Origin of the sequence: Streptomyces sp. ME02-8801-2C, from assembly GCF_033793965.1 — a bacterium.
Lineage (GTDB): Bacteria > Actinomycetota > Actinomycetes > Streptomycetales > Streptomycetaceae > Streptomyces.
In genome coordinates, this window is record NZ_JARAXP010000005.1 from 564,919 (window position 1) to 578,100 (window position 13,182).

The window sequence follows — 13,182 nt, forward strand, 5'->3', positions numbered from 1 at the left end:
GCGGTCAGGAGCGTTGGCGCTGTGCCCGTTGAGAGTCGATGAGCAGTTCACAGGCGCAGTCTTCTCAGCCCGCGGCCACCGTCAGGGGCGCGAATCGCCGTGTCCAGTCACCCGGCAGTTCGGTCATCCCATACGTCATCACCGCGTTGAAGGTCAGCGGAGCCAGCCCCTGTTCCTTCACCCAGGCCAGTAGTTCCTCGTGCCGTACATCGATGTCCGTACGCAACGGACGGTCGCTGCGGGCGGCGAGTGAGGCGATGAGCGACTGCGCCGTCTCCGTGTCACGAGCGATCAGTGGACCGACGACATGGGTGTCCATGTTGGGCCATGCGGCCGCGTAACCGATGATCCGGCCGTTCTTCTCGGCGACGCGCAACTGGTCGGCGAAGGCGGGCAGCCGAGTGATCATGTGCGTGCGGTCGGTGCCGAACACCTCTTCGTCGAGCCGGATGATCCCGGCGAGATCCTCGGCCGTGGCCGCGCGCGTGCAGGCCTCGGGCGCCCGCCCGTTCGGAGTGAAGCGTCCGCGCACCATCTCGGCCTTGCCGGTGACCTTGAAGCCGAGTTGTTCGTAGAGCGGGAGGCCGTTCGGAGTCGCGTGAAGTGTCAGGGGTGTGGTGCCCATCGCGGTGATGACGTGCTGCATCAGCCGGCGTCCGACACCCTGACGAGCATGCCGCTCGGCGACCAGCACCATGCCGATGGCTCCCATCTCAGGGTGTCCGTACAGCCCGTACTCCGTGACGACGCATGCGGCCACGAGCCCGCCGCCGGGGTCATCGATGCCGTAGCCCTTCCCGGCTGTCAGCAGGAGACCCCACTTGTGCTCCTCACGGGGCCAACCTCGGTCCTCGGACAAGTCGGCGCAGGCGGTGAGATCGCGATGCGTCAGACGGCGGATGGGCAGTTCAGCGGAGGAAGGAGTCGGCACGCAGGCCAGGCTGTCCGACCGACACCCTCGGCGTCCACCTGTTTGCGCTCGAACGCATGCTCATTTGGCCATGTCGAGCCGGTCCGTACAGCGCGTGGACAGATGTTTCACGTGAAACGCTGCTCATCGATCATCGGGCGACAGTCGCTAGCCTCGGCACACATGACGCGACTGCATCTCTTCGACCTCGACGGAACGCTGATTTATGGCTCGGCTGCCCCCGTCGAGATATCGCGGCAACTGGGGCTCGACCGCGAAATAGCCGAGCTGGAAAGGGCTTTCGTGGCGCGCCGTGTCTCACCTGCGCAGTATGCCCGGCAGGTGCACCTGCTCTGGGCGGAGCTGACTGTGGCCCATGTGGACGCGGCCTTCGCGGGAGCGCCCTGGCTGCGGCGGATCAGGGAAACCTGGGCCGAGATCAGGAGTCGAGGGGAGTACTGCGCCGTTGTCTCTCTGTCCCCGTCGTTCTTCGTCGAACGGTTGAGTGGCTGGGGCGCGCATGCGGTGCATGGCTCGCGCTTCCCCGCGGTGCCCTTCGTGGAGCCGCTGGATCCCACCGGAATCCTGACGCCCACGGCCAAGGTGGAGATCGCGGACCAACTCTGTGCGCAGTTCGGGCTGACCCGGGGCGACTGTGTCGCGTACGGCGACTCGCTCTCCGACGCTGAACTCTTCGGGGTCGTGCCGGTCTCTGTCGCGGTCAATGCCGACGGGCATCTGGCCGGCCTCGCGACCCACACCTACGCCGGGCGGGATTTGTGGGATGCCTATGAATTGGTGTGTGGCGCCCGGTAATTGAGGGATTCGATGGTTCGCCCGTTGCTCTTTCGTGGGGAGGAAGGGCCGGACTTGTGCGCTCGGCGACGGCCGGTATGGTCGACTCCGGTTCTTGTCCGCTTCGGGGGTGCGTATCTCCGCGCACAGGGCGAGGGCGGGGCAATGCAGCCTAAGGGGACGGAGAGATCGAAGACTCGCATTTCCGGTTACACGGTGGAGGTGTTCGTCCACGGTGGGACGCTGCGGTGGGGGCGCCGCGAGCAATGTCACACTCTGGCCTTACTTGTCCGCACGGAGTGGTGATCCGGGTTGAATGCGGCCGCATCGGACGGGGGCCGAACGGGGAAAAGTAAGCCGTCAGCGGGGGACGGGGCACATTCCGACCGAGGAAACGTGCATACCGACCGAAAGATGTTTGAGGCGAGGCAGACCATGGACGCTCCGACCACAACGTCGGCCGACAACGGCACTTCCGGCGGTAGCGGCGGGGGCGGCTGGTTCAAGCCGCGCAAGCAGCCGGAAGCGCCCCCGGGCGGCGAGCAGGAGGCGACGGAAGGCAGTCGACTGGCCGCGCTGCGTCCTGTGGGAAGGCCGACGACAGGCGGCGCGACGGGGTCCTCTCCGGACGCAGGTGACCGCCCGGACGTGACCGGGCCTCCGCCGGATCAGGCACGAATACCCCCGTCGGAGCCCCCTGAACTCCCGGCGGCCCCTCCGACTTCCGCGCCTCTGCCTCCCCTGCCCCCCGCTCCCGCGTCGCCGCTTCCCGCGCCCTTCGCTCCCGCGCCCACGGGCAACGAGCCCCCGGCTCGCCCGCCTTTCGCCTCTGAGCCCTACACCTCCGCGCCCCCGCCCGCCGCCCAGTCGGCCGGCCCACTCGAGCCCGCTCCCCCCGCGCCGCACTCCGACCCGCGTATGCCTCGGCAGCGGCCCGCTCCGGTCTCCGAGCCGCTTGAGCATGCATCTCCGGACGCAGTGCTCATCCGCCGGACCATGGACGCGGTAGGTCCAGTCGCCGACAAGACGACCTCGTACTTCTACGCGCTCCTCTTCGTTCGCCATCCCGAACTGCGCTCACTCTTCCCAGCCGCGATGGACACCCAACGGGACCGGCTGCTGAAGGCACTGCTCACCGCCGCAGAGCACATCGACAACACCGAGGTCCTGGTCGCGTACTTGCAGAACTTGGGCCGCGGCCACCGCAAGTACGGCACCCGGCCCGAGCACTACCCGGCGGTCGGCGAGTGCCTCATCGGCGCGCTGAGCCGCTACGCCGCCGCGATATGGGACCAGGAGACCGAAGCGGCCTGGGTACGGGCGTACACGACGATGTCGCAGGTGATGATCGACGCGGCGGCCGGCGACGAACGGCGCGCTCCGGCCTGGTGGCACGGGGAAGTGGTCTCGCACGACCTCAGGACACCGGACATCGCCGTCATCACCGTCCGGCCCGATCAGCCGTACCCGTTCCTCGCCGGGCAGTACACGAGTCTGGAGACGCCGTGGTGGCCCCGGATCTGGCGGCACTACTCCTTCGCCTCGGCGCCCAGGTCCGACGGTCTGCTCTCGTTCCACGTGAAGGCGGTGCCCGCCGGCTGGGTCTCCAACGCGCTGGTGCACCGCGCGCGGCCCGGAAACGTGGTCCGGCTCGGCCCTCCCGCCGGCACGATGACCGTCGATCACACCACCAGCAGCGGCCTGCTCTGTCTGGGGGGCGGCACCGGCATCGCCCCCATCAAGGCCCTGGTCGAGGATGTGGCCGAGCACGGTGACCGGCGGCGGGTCGAGGTGTTCTACGGCGCCCGCACGGATCTCGATCTGTACGACATCGACACCATGCTGCGGCTTCAGCAGAGCCACTCCTGGCTCACGGTGCGCGCGGTCATCGACGAGCAGTCGCACCTCCAGCTCCCCGACGCCGTACGCGAGTACGGGCCCTGGTACGAGTACGACGCCTATCTGTCGGGCCCTCCCGGGATGATCCGCAGTGGTGTGGAGGCGTTGCGTAGCGCCGGCTTTCCCGCTGAGCGGATCCGTCATGACTCGGTGGAGGAACTGCTCGCCCCCGGGAGCTGACTCGCCCGCGCCTTGTCAGCCCAGGTCAGGGGCGTGCATGGCCCGTACGCCCTCGATGTTTCCGTCCAGGTAGTGGCGCAGCGACAGCGGTACAAGGTGGACGGAGGCGATGCCGACCCGAGTGAAGGGGACGCGGACGATCTCGTACTCGCCGCATGGCTCGTCGACCTCGGGGCCATGTCGCAGCGTGGGATCCATGGATGCCAGACGGCAGACGAAGAAGTGCTGAACCTTCACGCCCGTGGCGCCCCCGTCCGCACCGATGTGCTCCACGGTGTCCACGAAGCAGGGGACCACGTCGGTGATCTTGGCGCCCAGTTCTTCATGCACTTCGCGGTGCAACGCGTCGACGACGGTCGCATCATCCGGTTCGACACCGCCACCCGGGGTGAGCCAGTAGGGATCGACGCTCGGCTTGGTCCGCTTGATCAGGATCAGGTCGTCGCCATCGAGCAGAATGGCGCGTGCGGTGCGCTTGACCACGGGTCGGACGGTCATGGGAGAAATGTGGCCCGGCTGGTTCCACGTGAAACATGTCTACTCCCTGCGAAGCGAGGGCGCGTGACCTGCATGAGTGAAATGCGGTGTTTCACGTGAAACATTGCGAAGTTCGCAGACGGTCCCGACGAAGACCGAGGCCCAGTAGGTTCTGGAACCGCGCCGGCGGTCCGAGCCACGAGGGGGGAGGCTCGGACCACTCCCGTCAGTCCGACGATGTCTCCAGTGCGCGCAGCACATCGGCCACCAGGTCCTCCGGGTCCTCTGCGCCGACCGAGAAACGGATGAACCCCTCCGGCACGGCGTCTCCGCCCCACCTGCCGCGCCGTTCGGCAGTGGACCGCACGCCGCCGAAACTGGTCGCGTCGTCCACGAGCCGCAGCGCACCGAGAAAGCGGTCGGCACGCGCGGGCGTGGGCAGGACGAAGGAAACGACACACCCGTAGCGCCGCATCTGCTGCGAAGCGATCTTGTGCGATGGATCGTCCGGCAGCCCCGGATAGCGCAACCCCGTCACTTCGGGCCGCCCGCGCAGAGCCTCGGCAAGGGTCAGGGCGGTGGCGTCCTGCCGGTCGACACGCAGGGGAAGCGTGGCGATCGACCGGTGTGCGAGCCAGGCCTCCATGGGCCCGGGAATCGCCCCGGCGATCTTGCGCCAACGTCGTACGGCGGCCATCGCGGAGGGATCCGCACCGGTGACGTAACCGAGCAGTACGTCGCCGTGCCCGGTGAGCTGCTTGGTTCCGCTGGCCACGGAGAAGTCGGCGCCGAGCTCCAGCGGGCGCTGACCGAGCGGTGTCGCCAGGGTGTTGTCGACGGCCACGAGACAGCCACGCGTGTGGGCCGCCTCGGCGAGCCGTCGTACGTCGCACACGTCCAGCCCCGGGTTCGACGGGGTCTCGATCCACAGCAGCCGCGCGCCGTCGAGAACGTCAAGCTGAGCGTCGCCGCCGGTCGGAGCGGTACGTACCTCGATGCCGTAGGCCTCGAGCTGTGCGCGCACCAGGGGCAGCGCCTGGTAGCCGTCGTTCGGCAGGACGACCGCGTCCCCGGTGCGCAGCTGGGAGAAGAGCACCGACGACACGGCGGCCATGCCGGAGGCGAAGACGAGTGTCTCGACGCCGTCCTGGTCCGGTGCCTCCAGCTCGCCGATGGCGCGCTCCAGCAGGGTCCAGGTCGGGTTCTCGTCGCGGCCGTACGTGTACGGACCGGTGGGGGCGCCCGGCAGATGATAGTGGGCCGCGAACACCGGACCGGGGAGGGTCGGTTCGTGCTTGACCGGCTCGGGCAGTCCCGCCCGCACCGCGCGCGTGCTGTCACCCAAACCCGAGTTCGCATGTGTGCCCGAGTTCTCGCTCGCAGCCGGATCGTTCATGCCGCTTGTCCCTCCACTTCCGCCCGGACCGCGGCGAGCAGACCGGCACTCGCCGTCTCCACCATCGCAAGGCACTCCTCAAAGCCGTCCATACCCCCGTAGTACGGGTCCGGGACGTCGAGATCAACGCCCGCGGCGGGATCGTACGAGCGCAACAGGCGCACCTTCTCCGCGTCCCGCGGAGTGGGCGCCAGACGGCGCAGGGCCGTCAGATGGCCTGCGTCGAGGGCGATGACGAGGTCGAGGCGGGCGAACCACGCGGCCCGGAACTGGCGGGCCACGTGATCGCTGTCGTAGCCGGCTGCCTCCAGCACGGAGACCGTGCGTGGGTCGGCGCCGTCACCTTCGTGCCAGCCACCCGTGCCGGCGCTGTCGACCTCGACGAGGCCGGCCAGCCCGGCCTCCTCCACGCCCGCGCGGAAGACGGACTCCGCCATCGGGGAGCGGCATATGTTGCCAGTGCATACAAAACAGACACGGTAGGCCATCGGAGTCCTCAGTCCTCGTCGGGCAGGACGATGTGCAGCGCCCAGGAGACGATCGAGATGATCAGGCCGCCCAGGACTGCCGTCCAGAAGCCCTCGACGTGGAAGCTCAGGTCGAACTTGTCGGCCAGCCACGAGGTGAGCAGCAGCATCAGGGCGTTGACCACCAGGGTGATCAGGCCGAGCGTGAGGATGAACAGCGGGAAGGTGAGCACCTTCACAATCGGCTTGACCAGGAAGTTCACCAGGCCGAACAGGAGGGCGACGACGATCAGCGTGCCGACCTTCTTGCCCGTGCTGTCACCGGTCAGGGTGATCTTGTCGAGTACCCATACGGCCACGCCGAGGGCGCCCGCGTTGGCGATCGTCTTGACTACGAAATTCTTCATGTGTCTGATCGTGGCAGAAGAGATCGGTTACGAGTGTGGGCGAGGGCGATGAAGGCATTCCGGTTGGATGAACTGGAGGCGGAACGTGCCGCCAACGACGGCGCCTACCTGCAGTTCCTGCGCGAACGGAACATGTCGGTCGGCCTGTACGCGTTGGACGCGGGCGAGCAGGACCCGCAGCAGCCCCATCGGCAGGACGAGGTGTACTTCGTGGTGAGTGGACGGGCCGCGATCACCGTCGGGATGGAGACGACTCAGGTGGCGCGCGGCAGCGTCGTGTACGTGCCGGCCGGCGTGGCCCACAAGTTCCATCACATCAGCGAGGATCTGCGGGTCATGGTGGTCTTCTCTCCGCCCGAGAGCTGACCTCCTGCCTCAGGGTTCCCTAGGGGATCGATCAGGGGAGGGCAAGGGATGCGGGGCCCCCACCGGGCCCCCTGTCGCCCTAGCATCGAAGGCGGAACATCGAATGTCCCGGCACGAGCGAAGGGCACAGGCCCCGTGCGGATGCGACGGGCAAAAGACGTAAGGAAAAGGGCGATGCGAGAGATCTTCGCGGGAATGCCGTGGTGGGTGAAGTGGGTCGCGGTGCCGGTCATCGCCCTCGTCGTGTTCGGCGGGTTGATAGCGACCGTCGTCGGCTTCGTCATCGGGCTGCTCTTCAAGGCGCTGGTCTTCGTCGCCCTGGTCGGCGGGCTCATCTACGTCGTACGGAAGTTCACGGCGAGTTCGTCGTCGCGCAGCGACTGGTGAGAGCGGTGGGGCGGCGGGGACACGGGAGTCGCCGGGCGAGGCGTCGCGGGCGCCGGTAACAGAAATCACCGGTTCCCTCGGGCGGGGGAAGTTTCCCGTACGGGCGGTCTGTGCGCGGTGACAGGCCGTTAGAGTCCGGAATTCGACGCGGGGACGACCCTCGCGGACGGCGTACCCCCTCCTCCCGTGTCCTTCGGCACGGGCAGCCCCCTCGCCTTCGAGAGTGACCCTCGCCATGGTCGACATCGCATCCGCGGAACCACAGGCTCCACCCGTACAGCGCCGGCCGAAGCAGCGGAGCGCGCCCTTGCCGGGGACGCGCGTCCGGGCCGCCGAGAGACCCGTGTCGGCCCGCGCACCCGAACAGGTCCCACCGCCTGTTCCCGCGCTCGTACCGCCCGCCGAGCCACACCCCACGGCGACTCTCATCGGCTCCGTACAGCGCGCGATGCATCTGCTGGAGTCCGTTGCCGCGCACGAGCACGGAGCCCCCGCCAAGCAGCTGGCCCGGGAGACCGGCCTCGCGCTGCCGACCGCGTACCACCTGCTGCGAACGCTCGTCTTCGAGGGCTATCTCCGGCGCGAGAAAGGGCTGTTCTTCCTCGGTGAGGCAGCCGAGCGGCTGGGCAGCAGCGGGGCGAGGCAGAAACGTCGCAGCACGGTGGTGGACGCGCTCGCCCATTGGCGGGACACGATCGGCGTACCCGTGTACTACGCGGTGTACCGCGACGGCGAGATCGAAGTCATGTGCGTCTCGGACACGCCCAGCAACCCGGCGGTCGAGGAATGGGCGGACTTCCGCGAGACCGGGCACGCACACGCCGTCGGACAGTGTCTGCTCTCCCAGCTGGACGAGCAGGACCGCCGGGACCATCTCGACCGGCACCCCGTACAGGCGGTCACCCCCTACACCGTCCGGGACAGCCACTCACTGCTGCGCCGCCTGGACCGGATGCGACGCATGGAGCTTGTCGTGGAGCGTCAGGAGTACGCGCTGGGGACGGTCTGCGCGGCGATTCCGATCACTATCGGTGACACGGCCGCCACTTTGGCCATTTCTCTTCCTTCACAGCAGACCGATCGACTGCTAGTCGCGGCACAGCAGCTGCAGACAGAGGTCGGAAGACTGCTCGGATCGCTCGCGATCTCTATCAGTATCTGAAAACTCACTCCTTGTGATTCATCGTGTACTTTCAGCAAGATTCGAGCAGTATCAGAGCGATGATTCCAGGCCAGTCCGCGGCAAGTGACAGGGATAGGCGATGCGCGAGTCGGTGCAGGCAGAAGTCATGATGAGCTTTCTTGTCTCGGAGGAGCTCTCCTTCCGTATTCCGGTGGAGCTGCGTTACGAGACCTGTGATCCCTATGCCGTCCGGCTGACCTTCCATCTGCCCGGCGACGCTCCTGTGACCTGGGCCTTCGGGCGCGAGCTGCTGATCGATGGCGTGGGGCGACCGTGCGGGGACGGGGATGTGCGGATCTCGCCCGCCGACAGCGAGGTCCTGGGCGAGGTGCTGATCCGGCTTCAGGTCGGCGGTGACCAGGCGCTGTTCCGCTCGGGTGCGGCGCCGCTGGTGGCGTTCCTCGACCGTACGGACAAGCTTGTGCCGCTGGGGCAGGAGCGTTCCCTCGCCGACTTCGACGCCCACCTCGACGAGGCGCTGGACCGCATTCTGGCGGAGGAACAGAGCGCGGGCTGAACCGGGTCCCGGGAGAGCTCCCGACGGTGGTGTAACGCTTCTCCTCGGAGGCAGGAGAAGCGCGCGGCCGTAGTCCAGGCGCGCGGTCTGTGTGCCCTACGGCTCAGTCAGTGCTTGCGGCGACGGCCCTTCCCGGCGCGGGCCTGGGCCGCGGCTCCCGCGCCCGCTTCAGCCCCGGCTGCGGGCCCTCCTCCGAGTCCCGTTCCCCCTGCCCCCGCTGTGGCGGCGAGCGGTTCCGTACCCGGGCGGTCGGCCGAGACCATCAGCGCAGCCAGGAGGGTGGTCACCGGTACGGACGCGACCAGGCCGATCGAGCCCACCAGGGTCCGTACGATCTCCTCCGCGACGAGTTCACTGTTGGCGACCGCCCCGACGCTGCTCTGGGCGATGGAGAAGAGCAGCAGCAGCGGCAACGCGGCGCCCGCGTAGGCGAGGACGAGGGTGTTGACGACGGACGCGATGTGGTCGCGGCCGATACGGATACCGGCGCGGTACAGCCCGCGCCACCCCATCGTCGGGTTGGCCTCGTGAAGCTCCCAGACCGCCGATGTCTGCGTGACCGTCACATCGTCCAGGACGCCGAGCGAACCGATGATGACGCCGGCCAGCAGCAGACCGCTCATGTCGATGGACGGATACAGGCCATGGATCAGGCCCGTGTTGTCGTCCGTGTTGCCGGTCAGCGCGGCCCAGCCGATGAACATCGAGCCCAGGATGCCGATCAGTACCAGCGAGATCAGGGTCCCGAGCACTGCCACCGACGTACGGGCCGAGAGGCCATGGCACATGTAGAGCGCGATGAGCATGATGGCGCTGGCCCCGACGACCGCCACGATCAGCGGGTTCGAGCCCTGCAGAATCGCCGGCAGGATGAAGAAGGTCAGCACCATGAAGCTGACGGCCAGCGCGACCAGCGCCATCACACCGCGCATGCGTCCGACGACCACGACGGCGAGCGCGAAGATCCCGGCCAGCAGGGCCATGGGGAAGCGGCGGTTCACGTCGGCCACCGAGTACTGGAGGTCCTTCGGCGCCGAGGGCTCGTAGGCCACCACGACCTTCTCGCCCTCGTGCAACTGCCGTGACTGGTCCGGCTGGACGATCTCCGTGAACGTACGGCCCTTGTCGTTGCCGGTGTCGACCCGGATCGTCGCCCGCTTGCACTCGCCGGTCGCCTGCTGCTGTGCGTAGGAGCCCTCGGCGGTGGACGTGCCGCCGGTCGGGGTGTCCCCCGAGGCGTTGACGGACTTGCAGTCGACTGCGACGACCTCGGTGACCGTGGCCTCCTGGGTCTGCCGGTCGAATCCCACGCCGGTGCGCTCGTGTGCCGGGGCACCCCCGGGCCACAACACCGCCAGCCCGACCACGACCGCCGCGGCGAAGGGGATCAGAATCGCCCCGATGATCTTCCGCAAGTGGATGGACACAGGGGCGGCCGGGCCATGACTGTGACTGTGGCCGTGCGAGTGGCCGTCGTGATGGTCGTCGGGTCCGGGGCCGCCACCGTGCCCGGGCCCTCCTCCCCCGTGCGAGTCACCCGGACCGGGACCGTGCCCGCCACCGGAACTGCCGCCAGGCCCGCCACGGTCTCCGTCCCCCTGCCCGTGGCCGTGGTGCGCATAGTGCCCAGGGTCGGCGCTCTGTCCCCGGCCGGTTCCGTGATCGTGTCCACCGCCTGCTCCCGGACCAGGACCTCGACCGCCGTCGGAAACGGGAAAGGGGTCGAACTGACCGGTCCCCGGCCCCTCAGCCCCGAAATCCGGGCCCTGACGGCCATCGGGGCTCCTACGGCCGCCTTGACCCGTGCGCGCTGCCGGCCCGTAGCCGCGGTCGAACGTCCGGCCGGGACCGTATCCGGGACCGCCTCTCGAACCGGTCGCTCCGCCGGTGCCGCCGTCTGCGCTGCCCGGTCCGGAGCCGCGCTGGGCACCGCTTCCGCGCGGGGGCTCGGAGGACGGGTACGGGGGTCCTTGCGTCGTGGTCACCGCCCGATCATCGCAAGAACGGCAGGGGCCCTCTGTTCACCTCGCCCAAATTAACGCTAGCGTGGAGGCACCTTTGCACACGCGGGAGCTCGGAGCACCGGGCTGAGAGGGCGCTGACCTCCGTCTTAGCAATGTTTCACGTGGAACATCGTGGAACGAGTGATGTTTCACATGAAACATCGGCAGACGGGATCCGCTGCGTCGACCGCTGAACCTGTTACCGGGTAATGCCGGCGTAGGGAGTAGGTCTCATGACCATCAAGGACACACGCACGCCTGCCTCCGTCCAGGACGAACAGCCCGTTGAGGGCAATGAGTCCCAGGGGGCCGGGAAGTCCATCGGCTGGCACAAAGGGTATGTCGAGGGCTCCCGCCCCGACCTTCGGGTGCCAGTCCGACAGGTGCATCTCACCAACGGGAAGTCGGTCACTCTGTACGACACTTCCGGTCCGTACACCGATCCGCTGGTCGACACCGACGTCCGCCGGGGACTGGCTCCGCTGCGCGACAACTGGATCATCGCCCGTGGCGACACCGAGGAGTACGCGGGCCGTCCCGTCCGTCCGGAGGACGACGGGATCAAACACACCTCGCCGCGCGGAGGGCTCAGGAACCTCGACGCGGTGTTCCCGGGACGGCCCCGGCAGCCGCGCCGGAGCCGGAGCGGTCAGGCGGTGACGCAACTCGCGTACGCCCGCCGCGGGGAGACAACGCCCGAGATGGAGTTCGTGGCCGTCCGGGAGAACGTCGACCCCGAGGTGGTCCGTGAGGAGATCGCAGCCGGGCGTGCCGTGCTGCCCGCGAACGTCAACCATCCGGAGATCGAGCCGATGATCATCGGCAAACGATTTCTGGTGAAGGTCAACGCCAACATCGGCAACTCCGCGGTCACCTCCTCCATCGAGGAAGAGGTCGAGAAGATGACCTGGGCGACGCGCTGGGGCGCCGACACGGTCATGGACCTGTCGACCGGCCGCAATATCCACACCACCCGTGAATGGGTGCTGCGCAACTCTCCTGTTCCCATCGGCACAGTGCCGCTCTACCAGGCGTTGGAGAAGGTGGACGGCCGGGCCGAGGAACTCACCTGGGAGATCTACAAGGACACGGTCATCGAACAGGCCGAACAGGGCGTGGACTACATGACCGTCCACGCGGGCGTCCGCCTGGCGTACGTACCGCTCACCGCCAACCGCAAGACCGGCATCGTCTCGCGCGGTGGCTCGATCATGGCGGCCTGGTGTCTCGCGCACCACAAGGAGTCGTTCCTGTACGAGAATTTCGAAGAACTGTGCGAGATTCTCGCCGCGTACGACGTCACGTACTCACTCGGCGACGGACTGCGGCCCGGATCGATCGCCGACGCCAACGACCAGGCACAGTTCGCGGAGTTGCGGACGCTCGGGGAACTCAACAGGATCGCGAAGCGTTTTCACGTACAGACGATGATCGAAGGCCCGGGCCACGTCCCGATGCACAAGATCAAGGAGAACATCGACCTCCAGCAGGAGATCTGTGATGAAGCACCGTTCTATACGCTCGGCCCGCTGACGACGGACGTCGCGCCGGCGTACGACCACATCACTTCCGGTATCGGTGCCGCGATGATCGCTTGGTGGGGCACGGCCATGCTCTGCTATGTCACACCCAAGGAGCACTTGGGTCTGCCCAATCGTGACGACGTCAAGACGGGTGTCATCACCTACAAGATCGCCGCCCACGCAGCCGACCTCGCCAAAGGGCACCCAGGTGCGCAGGAATGGGATGACGCGCTGTCCGACGCCCGCTTCGAGTTCCGGTGGGAGGACCAGTTCAACCTGGCGCTCGACCCGGACACGGCACGCGAGTTCCACGACGAGACCCTGCCGGCGGAACCCGCCAAGACGGCCCACTTCTGTTCGATGTGCGGACCGAAGTTCTGCAGCATGAAGATCAGCCAGAGCATCACCGAGCAGTTCGGTGGTACCGCGGCTGCGGGGGCGACGGCTGAGGAGGTCGCCGAGGGGATGCTTCAGAAATCGAAGGAGTTTGCGGCAAGCGGAAACCGGGTGTACCTGCCGCTGGCGGACTGAGCGGATCAGTACTCGGTCGAACCCGCGGCCTGTCCGCAGGCCGTGGGTTCGACGGGCAGCCCGGATGGTGAGGCGGCGTCAGCGGCCGCCCTCTCCAGCTGAGTCCTGGGTTCGCCCACAGCCCAGAGTTCCGTGCCTCGT

The 13,182-nt window shown here is 67.8% G+C and carries 13 protein-coding genes and 1 riboswitch; of the genes, 7 read left to right on the forward strand and 6 right to left on the reverse strand.

The features are described 5' to 3' along the window. Positions 1-64 precede the first annotated feature (64 nt). On the reverse strand, positions 65-931 hold the full coding sequence (locus tag PV396_RS19735) for a GNAT family N-acetyltransferase (protein ID WP_319206219.1): 867 nt from the start codon (positions 929-931) through the stop codon (positions 65-67). Between the two features lie 162 nt (positions 932-1,093). On the opposite strand from PV396_RS19735, the gene PV396_RS19740 reads away from it, so the two are divergent. Further along, positions 1,094-1,726 (forward strand): HAD-IB family phosphatase, encoded by a 633-nt coding sequence (locus PV396_RS19740; RefSeq protein ID WP_319206221.1) that lies wholly within the window; start codon positions 1,094-1,096, stop codon positions 1,724-1,726. Between the two features lie 393 nt (positions 1,727-2,119). After that, positions 2,120-3,784, forward strand: coding sequence for a globin domain-containing protein (locus tag PV396_RS19745; RefSeq protein WP_416071434.1), 1,665 nt, complete (start codon positions 2,120-2,122; stop codon positions 3,782-3,784). 15 nt (positions 3,785-3,799) lie between these two features. On the opposite strand, the gene PV396_RS19750 is transcribed toward PV396_RS19745, so the two are convergent. The 4 genes from PV396_RS19750 to PV396_RS19765 form a co-directional block, all read right to left on the reverse strand. Beyond that, on the reverse strand, positions 3,800-4,282 hold the full coding sequence (locus PV396_RS19750) for an NUDIX hydrolase (RefSeq protein WP_319206225.1): 483 nt from the start codon (positions 4,280-4,282) through the stop codon (positions 3,800-3,802). A 205-nt stretch (positions 4,283-4,487) separates the two neighbouring features. After that, positions 4,488-5,657: a cystathionine gamma-lyase gene (locus tag PV396_RS19755; RefSeq protein ID WP_319206227.1), complete on the reverse strand. Its 1,170-nt coding sequence runs from the start codon at positions 5,655-5,657 to the stop codon at positions 4,488-4,490. After that, positions 5,654-6,145, reverse strand: a complete 492-nt coding sequence (locus PV396_RS19760; protein ID WP_319206229.1) for a low molecular weight protein-tyrosine-phosphatase — start codon at positions 6,143-6,145, stop codon at positions 5,654-5,656. The genes PV396_RS19755 and PV396_RS19760 overlap by 4 nt, the downstream gene beginning before the upstream one ends. An 8-nt stretch (positions 6,146-6,153) precedes the next feature. Beyond that, positions 6,154-6,531, reverse strand: coding sequence for a phage holin family protein (locus PV396_RS19765; protein WP_319206231.1), 378 nt, complete (start codon positions 6,529-6,531; stop codon positions 6,154-6,156). 48 nt (positions 6,532-6,579) lie between these two features. Between PV396_RS19765 and PV396_RS19770 the strand changes: the two genes are divergently transcribed. The 4 genes from PV396_RS19770 to PV396_RS19785 all read left to right on the forward strand — a co-directional run bounded on the left by PV396_RS19770 (position 6,580) and on the right by PV396_RS19785 (position 8,984). Further along, entirely contained in the window at positions 6,580-6,897 is a 318-nt protein-coding gene (locus PV396_RS19770; RefSeq protein WP_164408297.1) for a cupin domain-containing protein, read from the forward strand. Between the two features lie 174 nt (positions 6,898-7,071). Continuing rightward, on the forward strand, positions 7,072-7,284 hold the full coding sequence (locus PV396_RS19775) for a DUF5326 family protein (RefSeq protein ID WP_319206233.1): 213 nt from the start codon (positions 7,072-7,074) through the stop codon (positions 7,282-7,284). A 427-nt stretch (positions 7,285-7,711) separates the two neighbouring features. Continuing rightward, a complete protein-coding gene (locus PV396_RS19780; RefSeq protein ID WP_416071442.1) occupies positions 7,712-8,446 on the forward strand; it encodes an IclR family transcriptional regulator in 735 nt (244 codons plus the stop codon). A 100-nt stretch (positions 8,447-8,546) separates the two neighbouring features. Beyond that, positions 8,547-8,984, forward strand: a complete 438-nt coding sequence (locus PV396_RS19785; RefSeq protein ID WP_319206237.1) for an SsgA family sporulation/cell division regulator — start codon at positions 8,547-8,549, stop codon at positions 8,982-8,984. A gap of 107 nt (positions 8,985-9,091) precedes the next feature. Here the strand turns inward: PV396_RS19785 and PV396_RS19790 are convergent, their stop codons facing one another. Then, a complete protein-coding gene (locus PV396_RS19790) occupies positions 9,092-10,969 on the reverse strand; it encodes a YibE/F family protein (RefSeq protein WP_319206239.1) in 1,878 nt (625 codons plus the stop codon). Between the two features lie 71 nt (positions 10,970-11,040). Next, a riboswitch (TPP riboswitch) is annotated at positions 11,041-11,228 on the forward strand. Here PV396_RS19790 and thiC point away from each other — a divergent pair. Beyond that, positions 11,221-13,041 (forward strand): phosphomethylpyrimidine synthase ThiC, encoded by a 1,821-nt coding sequence (gene thiC / locus PV396_RS19795; protein WP_319206241.1) that lies wholly within the window; start codon positions 11,221-11,223, stop codon positions 13,039-13,041. (Overlaps the previous riboswitch by 8 nt.) The last annotated feature ends 141 nt before the right edge of the window (positions 13,042-13,182 follow it).

What these genes read in the sequence shown, in the direction of transcription:
- PV396_RS19750 (WP_319206225.1), bottom strand. Translation starts at nt 4,282, where the DNA reads ATGACCGTCCGACCCGTGGTCAAGCGCACCGCACGCGCCATTCTGCTC.
- PV396_RS19785 (WP_319206237.1), top strand. Translation starts at nt 8,547, where the DNA reads ATGCGCGAGTCGGTGCAGGCAGAAGTCATGATGAGCTTTCTTGTCTCG.
- PV396_RS19775 (WP_319206233.1), top strand. Translation starts at nt 7,072, where the DNA reads ATGCGAGAGATCTTCGCGGGAATGCCGTGGTGGGTGAAGTGGGTCGCG.
- PV396_RS19770 (WP_164408297.1), top strand. Translation starts at nt 6,580, where the DNA reads ATGAAGGCATTCCGGTTGGATGAACTGGAGGCGGAACGTGCCGCCAAC.
- thiC (WP_319206241.1), top strand. Translation starts at nt 11,221, where the DNA reads ATGACCATCAAGGACACACGCACGCCTGCCTCCGTCCAGGACGAACAG.
- PV396_RS19740 (WP_319206221.1), top strand. Translation starts at nt 1,094, where the DNA reads ATGACGCGACTGCATCTCTTCGACCTCGACGGAACGCTGATTTATGGC.
- PV396_RS19745 (WP_416071434.1), top strand. Translation starts at nt 2,120, where the DNA reads ATGTTTGAGGCGAGGCAGACCATGGACGCTCCGACCACAACGTCGGCC.
- PV396_RS19760 (WP_319206229.1), bottom strand. Translation starts at nt 6,145, where the DNA reads ATGGCCTACCGTGTCTGTTTTGTATGCACTGGCAACATATGCCGCTCC.
- PV396_RS19755 (WP_319206227.1), bottom strand. Translation starts at nt 5,657, where the DNA reads ATGAACGATCCGGCTGCGAGCGAGAACTCGGGCACACATGCGAACTCG.
- PV396_RS19765 (WP_319206231.1), bottom strand. Translation starts at nt 6,531, where the DNA reads ATGAAGAATTTCGTAGTCAAGACGATCGCCAACGCGGGCGCCCTCGGC.